The organism is Agromyces mangrovi, assembly GCF_030296695.1.
Classification (GTDB): Bacteria; Actinomycetota; Actinomycetes; order Actinomycetales; family Microbacteriaceae; genus Agromyces; species Agromyces mangrovi.
This window is the reverse complement of the sequence record NZ_AP027737.1, coordinates 908,786-924,506: the sequence shown is the minus strand read 5'-3', so window position 1 is coordinate 924,506 and position 15,721 is coordinate 908,786. Positions and strand designations below refer to the sequence as shown.

Annotated in this window: 11 protein-coding genes; 6 read left to right on the top strand and 5 right to left on the bottom strand. The window is 72.4% G+C overall.

The features are described 5' to 3' along the window. Positions 1-81 precede the first annotated feature (81 nt). From QUE38_RS04400 to QUE38_RS04380, 5 genes are all read right to left on the bottom strand, one after another. Positions 82-975: a formylglycine-generating enzyme family protein gene (locus QUE38_RS04400; protein WP_286310403.1), complete on the bottom strand. Its 894-nt coding sequence runs from the start codon at positions 973-975 to the stop codon at positions 82-84. A 64-nt stretch (positions 976-1,039) separates the two neighbouring features. Beyond that, positions 1,040-1,681 carry an RCC1 domain-containing protein gene (locus QUE38_RS04395; protein WP_286310402.1) on the bottom strand — a complete coding sequence of 214 codons (642 nt, stop codon included), beginning with the start codon at positions 1,679-1,681 and terminating at the stop codon, positions 1,040-1,042. 72 nt (positions 1,682-1,753) lie between these two features. Beyond that, the gene (locus tag QUE38_RS04390; RefSeq protein WP_286310401.1) at positions 1,754-3,025 is read right to left on the bottom strand and encodes an MFS transporter; all 1,272 of its coding nucleotides are present in this window, start codon (positions 3,023-3,025) and stop codon (positions 1,754-1,756) included. Positions 3,026-3,064: 39 nt separating this feature from the next. Further along, the gene (locus QUE38_RS04385) at positions 3,065-5,608 is read right to left on the bottom strand and encodes a glycoside hydrolase family 2 TIM barrel-domain containing protein (RefSeq protein ID WP_286310400.1); all 2,544 of its coding nucleotides are present in this window, start codon (positions 5,606-5,608) and stop codon (positions 3,065-3,067) included. After that, a complete protein-coding gene (locus tag QUE38_RS04380; protein WP_286310399.1) occupies positions 5,605-6,318 on the bottom strand; it encodes a TetR/AcrR family transcriptional regulator in 714 nt (237 codons plus the stop codon). Before QUE38_RS04380 ends, QUE38_RS04385 begins: the two co-directional genes overlap by 4 nt. A gap of 188 nt (positions 6,319-6,506) precedes the next feature. Here QUE38_RS04380 and QUE38_RS04375 point away from each other — a divergent pair, with 188 nt between their 5' ends. From QUE38_RS04375 to QUE38_RS04350, 6 genes are read left to right on the top strand one after another with little or no spacing between them, the layout of a single operon-like run. After that, on the top strand, positions 6,507-8,039 hold the full coding sequence (locus QUE38_RS04375) for an ABC transporter substrate-binding protein (RefSeq protein WP_286310398.1): 1,533 nt from the start codon (positions 6,507-6,509) through the stop codon (positions 8,037-8,039). Between the two features lie 60 nt (positions 8,040-8,099). Further along, entirely contained in the window at positions 8,100-9,041 is a 942-nt protein-coding gene (locus QUE38_RS04370) for an ABC transporter permease (RefSeq protein ID WP_286310397.1), read from the top strand. Next, positions 9,038-10,903, top strand: a complete 1,866-nt coding sequence (locus tag QUE38_RS04365; RefSeq protein WP_286310396.1) for a dipeptide/oligopeptide/nickel ABC transporter permease/ATP-binding protein — start codon at positions 9,038-9,040, stop codon at positions 10,901-10,903. The genes QUE38_RS04370 and QUE38_RS04365 overlap by 4 nt, the downstream gene beginning before the upstream one ends. Further along, entirely contained in the window at positions 10,900-11,751 is an 852-nt protein-coding gene (locus tag QUE38_RS04360; RefSeq protein WP_286310395.1) for an ATP-binding cassette domain-containing protein, read from the top strand. The genes QUE38_RS04365 and QUE38_RS04360 overlap by 4 nt, the downstream gene beginning before the upstream one ends. Continuing rightward, positions 11,748-14,180, top strand: coding sequence for a beta-glucosidase family protein (locus QUE38_RS04355; protein ID WP_286310394.1), 2,433 nt, complete (start codon positions 11,748-11,750; stop codon positions 14,178-14,180). The genes QUE38_RS04360 and QUE38_RS04355 overlap by 4 nt, the downstream gene beginning before the upstream one ends. Then, complete coding sequence (locus tag QUE38_RS04350) at positions 14,177-15,691, top strand: glycoside hydrolase family 43 protein (RefSeq protein ID WP_286310393.1); 1,515 nt, start codon at positions 14,177-14,179, stop codon at positions 15,689-15,691. The genes QUE38_RS04355 and QUE38_RS04350 overlap by 4 nt, the downstream gene beginning before the upstream one ends. Positions 15,692-15,721 lie beyond the last annotated feature (30 nt).

Below are 15,721 nucleotides of genomic sequence, written 5' to 3'. Positions count from 1 at the left end.
CCGTCGAGTGGGGAACACGGCCATACAATCACCCCCTGCGCCGGGGCGACAGGGGGTGCAGGTGAACAGCGAGCGGATGCCTCAGGCGTCGCGCGCGCACCGGAAGCCGATGTGCGACTGCCCGGTGTCCTCGGCCTGGGGTGAGCGGGCGGCCGGTCGGAAGCGCAGGCAGTAGTCGGGCGAGCACAGGTGCGACCCGCCCTTCAGCACCCGGCGGGGGATGTTCGGGAAGCCCTCCTGGGCGCTCGCCGCGGCGAGCAGGTTGGTACGGCGGCCCGGGTCGACCGGGGCATCCGACAGCTGCACGTGCCGGGGCGTGTAGTAGTCGCTCGTCCACTCCCAGACGTTGCCGGTCATGTCGTACAGGCCGTAGCCGTTCGCCGGGTAGGAGCCGACCGGCGCCGTGCCGCCGACCCCCTGGTTGTCGTACGGGAACCGCCCGAGCCACGAGTTGGCGAGCGCCTCGCCGCCGGGGTACGGCTCGTCGCCCCATGCGAACCGCGCGCCGACCAGACCCCCGCGTGCCGCGTACTCGTGCTCGGCCTCGGTCGGCAGCCGGAGGCCCGCCCACTCGGCGTACGCCGTCGCGTCCTCGAACGCGACGTGCACGACCGGGTGCTGGAGACGATCGTCGATGCCCGAGTCGGGGCCGAACGGATGCCGCCAGCTGGCGCCCGGCTGCCACCGCCACCAGTTCCGCCACTGGCGCAGGTCGACGGGGCCGGCGGTGGGCGTGAAGACCATCGCGCCCGGCACGAGCTCGGCGGGGTCGACGCCGGGGAACTCGGCGGGGTCGAGCGGACGCTCGGCGACGGTCACGTAGCCGGTGGCGTCGACGAACTCGGCGTACTGCGCGTTGGTGACCTCGTAACGGTCGAGCGCGAACGCCGCCACGGTGCGTTCGTGCACCGGCCGCTCGTCGGGGTAGAACTCGTCCGAGCCCATCCGGAACGTGCCGCCGGGGAGGAGCACCATGTCCCGAGTCGCCGTCGCCATGCCTCCACGGTAGTCGCTCGGCCGGGTGCTCCCGTCCGCTCGATCAGGGCAGGGCGGATGCCGCGTGCACGTCGCCCCAGCACTCGCGCGAGCCGTCCGGCGCGATGCCGCACGTCGTCCGGTCCGCCGCCTCGAGGCGGAGGAACGGGCCGTCGTGGTCGAGCGCCTGCCCGGCGAAGTTCATGCCCCAGCAGATGACGGCGCCCGAGTGCGTCAGCCCGCAGGTGTGGTCGCTGCCCGCCGCGAGCTGCGTGAAAGGCCCGGGCCGATCGAGCGCCTGCCCGTAGTGGTTCCAGCCCCAGCAGTCCGCGGCGCCGTCGGGGGTGAGCCCGCACGCGTGTCGTTCGCCCGCCGTGAGGGCGGTGAACGGACCGCGCTCACCCTGCGCCCGCCCGCCGAAGTCGTCACCGGCGCACTCGGCCGCACCGGTCACCGTGAGCGTGCAGCTGAAGTCGTCGGTGCCCGCGGTCGTCGCGGGCGGTGGCAGCTCGATCAGGTCGGCGAGCGCGATGCGCGACGTGCCGGCGAGGGCGACCGCGCCGACCAGGAGCAGCGCGGCGCCGGCCGCGACGGCGATGCGCCGGCCCGCCGCAGTGCGCAGCCGTTCCCGCGCGTGCGCGAGCAGCGATCGCGGGTGGGCGAGGGTGCGGGGCCGGGCGGCCGCAGGCCCACTGGTGGCATCCATGCACGACAGTGAAGCCCGTCACGCGCCCGACGGCATCGGGCATTTGCCCGGGGTGTTCCGAGGGGCGCCGGGTCAGCGCCGGTGCGGCACGTACCGCGGCACCCACACGCTGAAGCCCGCGGCGCCGAACAGCCCGGCGACGCCGATCACCGCCGTGGCGACCGGCAGGCTGACCGCGGCGGCGACGCCGGCGATCACGAGCGGCGCGGCGGCCGCGCCCACGTCGGTGAGCATGCGCCACGAGCCGAGGAACGGGGCGGGCTCGGCCGGCGGCGCGACATCCGCACCGAGGGTCATGAGGATGCCGCTGGAGAGCCCGTTGCCGACCCCGACGACGACCGCGCCGGCGACGAACCAGCTCTCCGCCGCGGCCAGGTCGTGCGTGAACGCGAGTCCGACGAAGGCGCCGCCCATGAGCACCATCGACGGCAGCGCCGCCCACAGGCGACCCCAGCGGTCCATGATCTGTCCGCTGGTGTAGAACAGCGCGAACTCGAGGGCGCCCGTGATGCCGACGACGAGCGCGATGACCTCGGGCGCGAGTCCGAGGGAGACGCCCCAGAGCGGCAGCAGGTAGACCCGCGCCTGCCGGAGCCCCGAGAGGGATGCCGCGGGCAGCCCGAGCCGCGCGAGCACCCCGCGGTTCCGCCACATCGTCACCCAGACCCCGTCGGCACGCGTGCGCTCGCCGGAGGCCGACCGGTTCGCGGTGGGCAGCAGTTGCTCGGAGCGGAGCTGCTCCTCGGGGTCGCGGCCGAGCAGTACGAGCGCGACGAGGCCGACCAGGCAGGCGATGAAGCACCAGACGGCCGACGACTCGGTGCCGGTGAGCGCGAGCAGTGCGGCGGCGACGAACGGGCCGACGAACATGCCGAGGCGGAACGAGCCGCCGAGCACGGAGAGCGCCCGCGCGCGGTAGTGCAGCGGCACCCGCGTAGTCATGAACGCGTGCCGGGCGAGGCCGAACGCCGCCGCGCAGAGCCCGATGAAGAACACGGCGACGGCGAGCAGCGCGAGCGTGGGGGCGAGCAGCACGCCGACGCCGCCGGCCAGCGCGAGGCATCCGGCGATCGCCATGGTGCGCCGCTCGCCGATGCGCGCCACGAGCCACCCCGCGGGCAGGTTGCCGATCAGTCGCGCGAACACGATCACCGCCGCGATGAGGGCGGCCTGGGCGACGTCGGCGCCGAGCGAGGACGCGATCACGGGCAGCAGCGGCAGCAGCGCGCCTTCGCCCAGCCCGAAGAGGAGGGTCGGCCCGTAGATCATCGGCGCGAAGCGCGCGAGCATGCGCCGGGTCCCGGGGTCGAGGGACGAGTCGGGTACCGCGACGCGCGAGGTCATGCCGGCGAACCGGCGCGGCGCATGACGAGTCCCATCGATTCAGCATCGCCGTTCGCACGCGCGCGGGCAAGTCGCGCTGGGGGTCGATCGTGCACGCGTTGCGTGCCGATCCGTCAGCCCCGGGCGGGGCGACACGTCCGCCCTCCGCTGAGGGCGGCGACTCCGTTGCTCAGTCGACGCGGACGTCGGCCGACGCGGCGGGCAGGCCCTCGGCGGACGCCGAGATGCGGATGTCGCCGGTGCCGGTCGGTCGCACGATCGCGAGCACGCGTCCGTCGTACGACGTGACCGACGGCCCCCGAACGACTCCTCGGTGCGGGCGCGGCCGGTGCCGAGGCCGGCGAGCTCGCCCCCGTCGACGCGTACCGCGACCTGCCGGTCGGCGTCGCACGGCACGATTCCGGCCGCGTCCTCGATCGTGATCGCCACGTACGCCAGCCCGTCGGGCGCCACGCCCTCCGTCTCGGGACGCACCACCAGCCGCAGCGGCCCGCCGGCGCTCCGCAGCACGTGCCGGCCGACCTCGACTCCGTCGCGCCGCGCGACCGCCGTCAGCTCGCCGGGATGCCAGGTCGTCTCGAACCGCGCCAGGAACGGCGCCGCCTCGCCGACCGGCGCGGTGCCCACGGCGACCCCGTCGAGCAGCAGTTCGACCTCGTCGGCGTCGGCGTACGCGTCGACCACGACCGGTGAGCCGGGCGAGACGTCCCACGACCACGACGCCACGGAGTCGTCCCACGACCAGGGGGTGGTCGCCGTCGGCCGGCCGTGGTGCTGCGGACGGTGCACGGCCAGGTACGGGGCGGTGCGCAGGCCGAAAACGATCTCGCGGTAGTACGAGATGGTGCGGCGATGCCCGGTGATGTCGAGGTCGCCGCACTCTGCGGTGAGGTACGGGAACGGTCCCGCCGTGCCCGTGGGCACGTAGCCGTCGACGTCGGTGCGGTCGACGCGGCCGATGCCCGACTCGCCGAGGTAGTCCCATCCGGTCCACGTGAAGTCGCCGATGACGTGCGGCAGCTCCTCGACGAGGGCCCACATCGCGGGGATGTGCGCCGGGAACGTCTCGGAGCCGACGATCACGCGGTGCGGGTACTGCTCGGCGTCCTGCCGGTACCGCGAGTCGGCGTAGTTGAAGCCGACGACGTCGAGCACCGACGCGGACTCCTCGATGGAGTCGCTCACCTGTGACGAGGCGTTCATGCGCGCCATCCGCTCGCCCATCTCGGCCATCATGGTGTTGGGGTCGGATGCCTCGGGCCCGCCCATCTCCTCGGCGATGAGCGACAGGTTCGCAATGACGCCGTTGATGCCGTTGGTCACGATGCGCGTCGGGTCGAGCGCGCGGACCTCCTCGGCGATGCGGCGGCTCCAGGCGGCGCCGTGCGGCGTGCCCAGCTCGAGGATCTCGTTGCCGATCGAGTACATGACCACGCTCGGGTGGTTGCGGTCCTTCGCGACCATCGCGGCGACGTCGCGCCGCCAGCGGTCGGGGAAGGTCGGGGCGCCGTCGAACGCGGTCTTCGAACGGGTCCAGACGTCGGTCAGCTCGTCCATGACGAGCACCCCGTGCCGGTCGCAGGCCTCCAGCATGGCCCGGCTCATGGGGTTGTGGGCGCTGCGGAGCGCGTTGAAGCCGGCGGCCTTGAGCAGCCGCACCCGTCGATCCTCGGCGTCGTCGAACGTGGCGGCGCCGAGCGGGCCGTTGTCGTGGTGCACGCACGCGCCGCGCAGCAGCACGGGTTCGCCGTTGATGCGCAGGCCCCTGGCGGGATCGACCTGTACCCGGCGGATGCCGAATTCGACGGCATCCGAGTCGATCTCCGCGCCCGCGTCGGCGAGGCTCGCCCGCACCCGGTAGAGGGACGGCGAGTCGGGGTGCCAGAGCGCGGGGCCGTCGACGGCGATGCGCGCGCGGGCGACGGCGGGCTCGCCGGGGAGCACCGTCACCGGGGCATCCGCGGTGGCGACGACGGCTCCGCCGGGATCGGTCACCTGCCAGGCGAGTCGGAGCGTGCGCGCGTGACGGGTCGAGTCGACGACGGCCGTCGCGATCTCGACGATCGCGCGCTCGCCGTCGATGTCGGGGGTGGTCACGGTGGTGCCGCCGAGCGGGATGTGGACCGGGTCGGCGACGACGAGGTGCACCGGCCGGTAGATCCCGGCGCCCGAGTACCAGCGACTGTCGCGGTGCGCACGTGCCTCGACGCTGATGCGCTGCGTCGCGCCGGGTCGCAGGTGCGAATCGAGGTCGACGACGAAGCCGTTGTACCCGTTGGGCTCGTGCGCCACGACGTCGCCGTCGACGAGCACGATCGCATCGCGGTAGACGCCCTCGAACTCGAGCTGCACCGTGCGGTCGCGCCAGGCCGCGGGCACGTCGAGCGTGGTGGCGTACTCGAACACCCCGCCCGGGTGGTAGCCGGTGTTCACGCCCTGGTCGCTGTCGGCCGAGCGCGGCAGGTCGCGGATCGCGTCGTGCGGCAGCACGACCGGCACGGGCCCGGCCCCGTCGGCCGGCTGCTCGAACGCGCCGAGCTTGGGGGCGACGGTCCACCCGTCGTGGAGCGCGCGGCGGATCACGACGCGCTCCCGAGGACGTCGACGGATGCTGCGGGGCTGCCGCCCGGTTCGTCCGGCGTGCGTGCGTCGAGCGCCTGCTCGAGCGACTCGAGGTCGAACCCGCTCACGAACCCGCGGAAGAACTCCGAGAGCGCGGCCTCCATGTCGGTGGAGGACGGGTCGAGCAGCCACTGCACCTGGAGGCCGTCCATGAGCGCGATAGTCGCGACGGCGGCGCGGAACGGGTCGACGCCGGGCAGCAGCCGGCCCGCGTCGGCGATCCGCCGGAATGCGTCCGACACCGCGGCGCGTACGCTCTCGTAGCGGCGCAGGAAGTACTCGTGCGCGGGGTGGCCGACGGAGGTCGCCTCGGCCGAGAGCGTGCAGTACAGCTCGACCACGCCCGGGGTCGAGGCGTTGTGCCGAGCCAGCGCCACGAGGCCGCGCAGGGTCTCGACGCCATCGGGGTCGTCGAAGTCCACGAGTGCGCGCGACTGCTCGTCGCGGTGATCGAGCACGGCACGCAGCAGCGCACCCTTGTTGCGGAAGTGGTGCAGGAGCCCGGCCTCGCTCATGCCGACTCGGGCGGCGATCTCGCGGAGCGAGCCGGCTCGGAACCCGGACTCCGCGAACACCTCGAGCGCGGCGTCGAGGATCGCACTGCGCGTCGCGGCGCTCTTGGCGTACTCGCCGCGGGGCTTCCGCTTCGGAGTGGTCGTGGTGTCGGTCATCGTCTCACCGTATCCCCGGGCGACGCCATCGTCGGCGTCTCGCGAGGAGCCCTTCCCGACAGTTCTATAACAAATCCCACACGCTCGCTAGATTTTTATCCTAAAAACCTAGTGCACACTTGGAATCCCTGCTACCGTCCTCGTCAGAGGCGATCCACAGGGGAATCGCCGCAAGGAAGGGACCAAGGATGTTCCGTTGGAAGGCCACAGCAGCCACCCTCGCGATCGCCGCACTCGCCCTCACCGGCTGCGCCGGTGCAGCCGACTCCGGCAACGGTGACGGCAGCGCGAGCGGCGGCACGCTCACCCTCGGCGCGATCGCCGAGCCCACCACGTTCGACCCCGCAGGCTCCGAGTGGGGCAACCGGGCGCCGTACTACCAGGCCGTGTACGACACGCTCCTCGTCGCCACCCCCGAGGGCACGATCGAGCCGTGGCTCGCGACCGACTGGTCGTACAACGAGGACAACACCGTCCTCACCCTGACCCTGCGCGACGACGTCACCTTCACCGACGGCAGCGCGCTCACCGCTGATGTGGTGGTCACGAACCTCCAGCGGTTCAAGGACGGCACCTCCCCCGACGCCGGCTACTTCGCCGGAATCGACTCGTTCGAGGCCGCAGACGACTCCACCGTCGTGATCACGCTCAGCGCGCCCGACCCGGCAATGTTGAACTACCTCACCCGCGACCCGGGACTGATCGGCGCCGAGGCATCCCTCGACAGCCCCGACCTCGCCACGACGCCGGTCGGCTCCGGCCCGTACATGCTCGACACCGCGGCCACCGTCACGGGCACCTCGTACGTGTACACGAAGAACCCGGACTACTGGAACCCCGACGTCCAGCACTACGACGACCTCGTCATCAACGTGCTGAGCGACCCGACCGCCGCGCTGAACGCCATCAAGGCGGGCGAGGCCAACGGCGTGAAGCTCGCCAACAACGACAACCTCGTCGAGGTTGAGGCGTCCGGCTGGACGGTCAACGCGAACGAGCTCGACTTCCAGGGCCTGCTGCTGTTCGATCGTGCCGGCGAGATGAACGAGGCGCTCGGCGACGTCCGCGTCCGGCAGGCGCTCAACTACGCCTTCGACCGCGCATCGCTGCTCACCGCGCTCCAGAACGACAACGGCACCGTGACGACCCAGGTCTTCCCGGCGACCTCGGACGCGTACGACCCCGAGCTGGACGAGTACTACACGTACGACCCCGAGAAGGCGAAGGAGCTCCTCGCCGAGGCCGGCTACGCCGACGGCCTCGCGATCGACAGCATGTCGATCTCCGTGCTGGGTGCGAACACCTACACCCTCGTCCAGCAGCAGCTCGCCGACGTGGGCGTCACGATCACCTTCGAGGACGTGGCCATCGGCAACGCGATCGCCGACATGCTGGCCCCGAAGTACCCGCTGGTGTTCATGGCGCTCGAGCAGAACCCCGACTGGCAGCTCATCCAGTTCATGATCGCCCCGACCGCCGTGTTCAACCCGACCGGGTACGAGGACCCGCAGGTCCAGGAGTACATCGAGCAGATCCAGTTCGGCGACGAGGAGACGCAGGCCGCAGTGGCCAAGGAGCTCAACCGCTACATCGTCGAGCAGGCCTGGTTCGCGCCCTTCTACCGCGTGCAGGGCAGCGTCGCGACGGACGCCCAGACGACCGTCGAGATGCTCCCGACCAACGCCTACCCCGCGATCTACGACTTCCAGCCGAAGCAGTAGACCGCAGCCGGCCCGCCCGCGACCGCGGGCGGGCCGGCACCACACCCACGGGAGCCACTCATGCTCATGTTCATCGTGCGACGCCTGGTCTCGGGCGTGATCATGCTCGGCGTGATCACCGTCGTCGCCTTCACGCTGCTCTACCTCGACAGCGCCAACATCGCCCGCCGCATCCTCGGCCAGAGCGCCACCCAGGAGCTCGTCGAGCGCAAGACCGCCGAGCTCGGCCTCGACCGCCCGCTCGCCGCCCAGTACTGGGACTGGCTGACCTCCGCGCTCGCCGGAGACCTCGGCCGGTCGTGGTTCAACGGCCAGCTGGTGTCGGTGAGCCTGTCCGGACGGCTCTCGGTCAGCCTGTCGCTCGTGATCGGCGCGACCATCCTCTCCGCCGTCATCGCGGTGGTGCTGGGTGTCCTCGCCGCCCGCCGCGGCGGCTGGGTCGACGCCGTCGTGCAGTTCGTCGCGATCATCGGGTTCGCCATCCCGGGCTTCCTGATCGCGCTGTACCTCGTGCTGATCTTCGCGATCAACCTCGGCTGGTTCAAGGCCACCGGCTACGTGCCGATCACCACCTCGTTCTCCGGCTGGGTGTCGTCGGTGACGCTGCCGATCATCGCCCTGTCACTGGCCGCCATCGCGGCCGTCTCGCAGCAGGTGCGCGGCTCGGTGCTCGATGCGATGTCGCGCGACTACGTGCGCACGCTCCGCAGCCGCGGGCTCTCCAGCGGCAGCGTCGTGTACAAGCACGTGCTGCGCAACGCCGGCGGGCCGGCGCTCGCCGTGCTGGCCCTCCAGTTCGTCGGGATGCTCGGCGGCGCCGTGATCGTGGAGCAGGTGTTCGCGCTCCCCGGCATGGGCCAGCTCACCGTGACCGCGACGGCCGCGGGCGACATCCCCGTCGTGATGGGCCTCGTGCTCGTCTTCGCGGTGATCGTCATCATCGTGAACCTCCTCATCGACCTCGCGCAGGCTGCGCTCAACCCGAAGGTGCGACTGTCATGACCACCGCCGTCGAAGTCCCGAACACCGTCCCGACGGGCCCGGCGCAGGTGTCGCTGCTGCGGCGCCTGGTGCGCCGGCCGCTCGGGCTCGCCTCCCTCGTGTTCCTCGGCCTGCTGCTGGTCGTCGCGTTCATCGCGCCCTGGATCGCGCCCTACGACCCCAACCTCGCGTCGCTCCAGCTCGTGCTCGCCCCGCCGAGCGCCGAGCACCCGCTCGGCAACGACGGATCGGGCCGCGACGTGCTCTCCCGCCTGCTGGTCGCGACCCAGGTCACGCTCGCGGCGGCCCTCGTCGCCGTCGTCACGGCGCTGCTCATCGGCGTCATCTCGGGCCTCATCGCCGGGTACTACCGCGGCTGGTTCGACTCCGTCTCCTCCTGGGTGACCTCGCTCATCATGGCGCTGCCCGGCATCGTGGTGCTGCTCGCGGCCCGCGCCGTGCTCGGCCCGTCGGTCTGGCTCGCGATGCTGGTCTTCGGCGTGCTCCTGTCGCCGGCGTACTACCGGCTGGTCTACGCGTCGGTCACGGCCGTGCGCAGCGAGCTCTACGTCGACGCCGCGCGCGTCTCGGGCCTCAGCGACGTCCGCATCATCGGGCGGCACGTGCTCTCGGTCGTCCGCGCGCCGATCATCATCCAGTCGGCGATCATCGCCGGCATCGCGATCGCCATCCAGTCGGGCCTGGAGTTCCTCGGGCTCGGCGACATGAGCGTGCCGACCTGGGGTTCGATGCTCAACGACGGGTTCGCGAACATCTACCGGGCGCCGTCGCTCATGATCTGGCCGTCGCTCGCGATCGCCCTGACCTGCATCGCGCTCACCCTGCTCGCGAACGCCATGCGCGACGTGCTGGAGCGCACCGTCGCGGTGCGACGGCGACGTCGTCGCGCGGTCACCGGGGCGACGGGTTCGATCGCCGCGGTCACCACGTCGATCGCCACCAGCGGCGCCGACCTCGACGACGACGAGGAACTCGCCGCCGGCGATGCGACCATCGTGCACGGCGATGACGCGCAGTCGGGCCGGGATGCGACCGAGGTCGTGCTGCGGATCCGCGACCTGCACGTGGCCTACCAGCAGCCGCGCGGCGCCGACGTCGAGGTGGTGCACGGGGTCTCGCTCGACATCCGCAAGGGCGAGGTGCACGGCCTCATCGGCGAGTCGGGGTCGGGCAAGACCCAGACCGCGTTCGCGGTGCTCGGCCTGCTGCCGCGCGGCGGTCACGTGACCGCCGGCAGCATCGACTACGAGGGCACGCAGCTCGCCGACGCCGGGGAGCGCGCCTACGCGGGCATCCGCGGCAAGCGCATCGGGTACATCCCGCAGGAGCCGATGTCGAACCTCGACCCGTCGTTCACCATCGGCCACCAGCTCGTCGAGCCGCTGCGCAAGAACCTCGGACTGTCGAGGAAGGATGCCACCGAGCGCTCGCTCGCACTGCTCGAGCGCGTGGGCATCCCGCAGCCGACCCGCACGTTCAAGGCGTACCCGTTCGAGGTCTCGGGCGGCATGGCGCAGCGCGTGCTCATCGCCGGAGCGGTCTCGACCGACCCCGACCTCATCATCGCCGACGAGCCGACGACCGCGCTCGACGTGACCGTGCAGGCCGAGGTGCTCGACCTGCTGCGCGACCTGCAGGCCGAACGCCACATGGCGATGCTCCTCGTCACCCACAACTTCGGGGTGGTCGCCGACCTCTGCGACCGGGTGTCGGTGATGCAGCAGGGCCGGTTCGTGGAGCAGGGCCCGGTCCGCACGATCCTGGGACACCCCAGCCACCCGTACACGTCGTCGCTGCTGGAGGCGATCCTCGACGAGGGTCCCGCGCGCACGGCGTACGCCGCCGAAGGAGGACGGTCATGACCGAATCGCTGCTCACGGTCGACGAACTCGTCGTCGAGTACCCCGGGAAGGGGTTCCGCGCCCAGCCGTTCCGCGCTCTGAAGGGCGTCTCCCTGGACATCCGTCCGGGCGAGACCGTGGGGCTGGTCGGCGAGTCGGGGTCGGGCAAGACCACGCTCGGCCGTGCCGTGCTCGGACTCGCCCCGGTCTCCGGCGGCACGATCACCTACGCCGGGCAGGACATCTCGCACCTGCACCGTCGCGACCGCCGCGCGCTGTCGAGCGAGATCCAGGTGGTCTTCCAGGACCCGTACTCGTCGCTCAACCCGAACCTCACGATCGAGCAGATCCTGATCGAGCCGCTGACGGCACGCGGGACCGCCACGAAGACGGCGAAGAGCCGCGTGCGCGACCTGCTCGACCAGGTCGGCCTGCCGGCCGACGCCCGGAGCCGGCTGCCACGCGAGTTCTCCGGCGGCCAGCGGCAGCGCATCGCCATCGCCCGCGCGCTCGCGCTCGACCCGAAGCTCATCGTGTGCGACGAGCCCGTGTCGGCGCTCGACCTGTCGACCCAGGCCCGCGTGCTGGACCTGTTCATCGACATCCAGGAGTGCACCGGCGTCGCCTACCTCTTCATCACGCACGACCTGGCGGTGGTGCGCCACATCAGCCACCGGGTCGCGGTCATGTACCGCGGGGAGATCGTCGAGTCCGGCGAGGGCGACCAGGTCACATCGCACCCGCAGCATCCGTACACCCAGCGCCTCTTCATGGCGGCGCCCGTCCCCGACCCCGACAAGCAGGAGCAGCGCCGCACCGAGCGACGCGCGATGCTGGATGCCGAGCGCAGCGAAGGAGCCGCAGCATGACCGCGACCGAAGGCCCGGAGGCCACCTCCACGGCCCACCTCGAACCCCTGCTCGACCGGCTGACGCTCGAGCAGAAGGCCGCCCTCGTGCAGGGCGCGGACTTCTGGGCCACCGTGCCCGTCCCCGAGATCGGGTTGCGCGCGATGACCCTCTCCGACGGGCCCGCCGGCGTGCGCGGGCCGCGCTGGGACGAGCGGGAGCCGTCGCTGAACCTGCCGTCCGGCTCGGCGCTCGCCGCGTCCTGGGACGACGACCTCGCCTACCGGTACGGTGCCGCCGCGGCATCCGAGGCCCGCCGCAAGGACGTCGACGTGGTCCTCGGGCCGACGATCAACCTCCACCGCTCCCCGCTCGGCGGGCGCCACTTCGAGTGCCTCAGCGAGGATCCCGAGCTCTCGGCCGGCCTCGGCGCCGACTACGTGCGCGGGCTCCAGGACAACGGCGTCGCCGCGACCCCGAAGCACTACGTGGCCAACGACAGCGAGACCGACCGGTTCACCGTCGACGTGCGCGTCGACGCGCGCGCGTTGCGCGAGCTCTACCTCGCGCCGTTCGAGCGTGCGGTGGAGGCCGGCGCGTGGAGCGTCATGAGCGCGTACAACTCGGTCGACGGCGTCACGATGACCGAGAACGACCTGCTCGAGACACCGCTGAACTCCGAGTGGGGGTTCGACGGCGTCGTCGTGAGCGACTGGACCGCCGTGCGCTCGCTCGACGCGGTGCCCGCCGCGCAGGACCTCGCGATGCCCGGGCCCGCACCGGCGTGGGCGGACCTCGCCGACGCCGTGCGCGACGGACGCGTCGCGGAGGCCGACCTCGACCGCAAGGTGCTGCGCATCCTGCTGCTCGCCGAACGGGTGGGCGCGCTCGGCGACGCGACGCCCGTCGTGCCCGCAGCGGTGGATGCCACCGCGATCGCCCGTGAGGCGTCGATCGAGGGCACCGTGCTGCTGCGCAACTCCGGGGTGCTCCCGCTCGACCGGGCCGCGCTCGCGCGGGTCGCGGTCGTCGGTCACAACGCCCGAGAGGCTCGCACCCAGGGCGGCGGCAGCGCGACGGTCATCCCCGAGCGGATCGTCTCCCCGCTCGACGGCCTGCGCGCGGCGCTTCCCGACGCGCGCGTCACGTACTCGCTCGGCGCCGTCGTCCAGGAGGGCGTCGCCGAGATTCCGCTCGCGCGCCTGACCAACCCCGTGACCGGCGGCCCGGGCATGCGGGTGACCTTCCGCGACGCCGCAGGGGCCGAGCTCTTCGCCGAGGACCGACGCGCCACGGCGCTCGTCTGGTTCGGAGGGGACGCGCCCATCTCGGCGAGCCGCAGCGTCGTCTTCGAGACCGACTACGCCGCCGACGAGACCGGTGAGGTGCTGCTCGGTTTCGGCGGCGCGCACCCCGGCCGGCTGTTCGTCGACGACGTGCTGGTCCTCGACGAGGCTCCGGTGGTCGACGGCGACGACCTCGGTGCCGCGTTCCTCAACCCGCCGTCGTCGACGGCTCCGGTCGCGTTCGAGGCCGGCGTGGCCCGTCGCATCCGCCTGGAACTCACCACCGAGCCGACCGAGGGCGGCCTCTCGGGCGCACTGTCCGCCACCCTCGGCATCGCTCCCGACGACGCCGACGCCGACGCGCTCATCGCGGCGGCCGTCGAGGCCGCGGCGTCCGCCGACGTGGCGGTGGTCGTGGTCGGCACCAACTCGAAGGTCGAGTCGGAGGGCTACGACCGTTCCGACCTCGACCTGCCGGGACGACAGGACGACCTCGTGCGCGCGGTCGCCGCGACCGGCACCCCGACGGTCGTGGTCGTGAACGCGGGCTCGCCGGTGGTGCTGCCCTGGGCCGACGACGTCGCCGCGATCGTGCAGGGCTACTTCGGCGGGCAGGAGTTCGGCACGGCGCTCGCGGACGTGCTCACCGGGGTCGCCGAACCCGGCGGCCGACTCCCCACGACCTGGCCGGCCGCGCTCGCGGACGTGCCGGTGCGCGACGTCACCCCCGTCGACGGTGTGCTCGAGTACACCGAGGGGATCCACATCGGCTACCGCGCGTGGCTGCGCTCCGGCGCCGAGCCCGCGTTCTGGTTCGGCCACGGCCTCGGCTACACGACCTGGTCGTGGGAGTCCGCACGTCGGGAGGGCGACGAGCTCGAGGTCGTCCTCGCCAACACCGGCGACCGTGCGGGCAAGCAGGTCGTGCAGGTGTACGCCGAGCGCGCCGACTCCCGCATCGAGCGCCCCGCACGCTGGCTCGTGGGGTACGCCGTGGCACGTGCCGCCGCCGGCGAGTCCGTGACCGTGCGGATCCCGCTGCCCGCACGCCGGTTCGCCCACTGGGCGGGCGAGTGGGCGGTCGAACCCGGTACCTTCGCACTGCGGATCTCGGCCTCGGCCGTCGATCCGCGCATCGACCTCGACTGGAGCATCGACGCATGACCACCCTGCACAACCCGCTGCTGAACGGGTTCCACCCCGACCCGAGCGTGGTCCGGGTCGGCGACGAGTGGTTCCTCGCGACCTCCTCGTTCGAGTACCTGCCCGGCATCCCGATCCACCGCTCCACCGACTTCGAGACCTGGGAGCTCGTCGGCCACGTCGCGACGCGTCCGGGCCAGCTCGGCGTCGAGACGGTGCCCACCGGCGGCGGCGCATGGGCGCCGACCATCCGGCACCACGACGGCCGCTTCCACCTCGTGATCACCGACGCGATGGGGCGCGGCATGCTGCACTTCACCGCCGACGACGCGGCCGGCCCGTGGAGCGACGGCGACCTGATCCGCACCGAGGACGGCGCCGGCGGGGTCTCGGGCATCGACCCCGACATCGCCTGGGACGCCGACGGCACCTGCTACGTCACCTTCTCGGGCCTTCAGTTCGACGGGGCCATGGACCCGAATGCGCCGACGCACCTCGGCATCCAGCAGGTGCGCGTCGACCTCGACGCGCACCGCGCGCTGGAGGAGCCGCGTTCGCTCTGGTCGGGCACAGGCCTCATGTTCCCCGAGGCGCCGCACCTCTACGAGATCGGCGGCCGCTGGTACCTGATGATCGCCGAGGGCGGCACCGAGCGCGGCCACGCGATCTCGATCGCCCGGGGCGACGCCCCCGAGGGGCCGTTCACCGGTGCGCCCGGCAACCCGCTCGTGTCGGCGCGGTCGACCCCGCGCCCGATCCAGAACACCGGCCACGGCGACCTCGTCGAGGGGCCCGGTGGCGACTGGCTGTGCGTCCTGCTGGGCGTTCGCCCCCGCAGCGGTACCCGCGCGTTCTCGGCGCTCGGCCGCGAGACGTTCGTCAGCCCCGTCGCCTGGACGGACGGCTGGCCCGCCATCGCCCCCGTGCAGCTCGACCCGCGCTCCGGCACCCGCGTCGAGGTGGCGTTCGACCGCCCCCTCGACGACGAGTGGATCGCCGTGCGGCGACTCCCCGGAGAGGTGGCCGACCTCGACGCGCACCCGGGCCGGCTGAAGCTCCGTGCCGACGGCAGCACGCTCGCCGACGCGATGCCGGTGTTCCTCGGCCGCCGCCAGGAGCACCTGACCAACGAGGTCACCGTGCGCCTCGACGCCTCCGCGGGCGTCGGCGGCCTCACCGTGCGCTACGACGAGCAGTACCACGTCGATCTCGAGGTCGGCGCGGGCCTGGTCACGGCGCGCGCGGTGATCGGCGGGCTGCTCCAGGAGTGGACGCACCCGTTCGACGGCGGCCCCCTCGACCTGCACCTCGCGTCGCGGCGGCCGGAGCCCGGTACGGGCCTGCTCTCCACCAGCGACGTCTTCCACCTCGCCGCGACCATCGCAGGCGAGCGCGTCGAGCTCGCCCGCATCGACGGCCGATTCCTCTCGTCGGAGGTGACGGAGTCGTTCACGGGGCGCGTGATCGGCGTCTACGCGCTCGACGGCGAGATCGTCGTCGACCGCTGGGTCGCAGAGGGCCACGACGACTGACGGATGCCGCCTGCGGCACGTTCCACCGAC

Excerpts from the sequence above, each read along its gene's own strand:
- QUE38_RS04375 (WP_286310398.1), top strand. The coding sequence starts at position 6,507 with ATGTTCCGTTGGAAGGCCACAGCAGCCACCCTCGCGATCGCCGCACTC.
- QUE38_RS04395 (WP_286310402.1), bottom strand. The coding sequence starts at position 1,681 with ATGGATGCCACCAGTGGGCCTGCGGCCGCCCGGCCCCGCACCCTCGCC.
- QUE38_RS04360 (WP_286310395.1), top strand. The coding sequence starts at position 10,900 with ATGACCGAATCGCTGCTCACGGTCGACGAACTCGTCGTCGAGTACCCC.
- QUE38_RS04350 (WP_286310393.1), top strand. The coding sequence starts at position 14,177 with ATGACCACCCTGCACAACCCGCTGCTGAACGGGTTCCACCCCGACCCG.
- QUE38_RS04365 (WP_286310396.1), top strand. The coding sequence starts at position 9,038 with ATGACCACCGCCGTCGAAGTCCCGAACACCGTCCCGACGGGCCCGGCG.
- QUE38_RS04355 (WP_286310394.1), top strand. The coding sequence starts at position 11,748 with ATGACCGCGACCGAAGGCCCGGAGGCCACCTCCACGGCCCACCTCGAA.
- QUE38_RS04400 (WP_286310403.1), bottom strand. The coding sequence starts at position 975 with ATGGTGCTCCTCCCCGGCGGCACGTTCCGGATGGGCTCGGACGAGTTC.
- QUE38_RS04370 (WP_286310397.1), top strand. The coding sequence starts at position 8,100 with ATGCTCATGTTCATCGTGCGACGCCTGGTCTCGGGCGTGATCATGCTC.
- QUE38_RS04380 (WP_286310399.1), bottom strand. The coding sequence starts at position 6,318 with ATGACCGACACCACGACCACTCCGAAGCGGAAGCCCCGCGGCGAGTAC.
- QUE38_RS04390 (WP_286310401.1), bottom strand. The coding sequence starts at position 3,025 with ATGACCTCGCGCGTCGCGGTACCCGACTCGTCCCTCGACCCCGGGACC.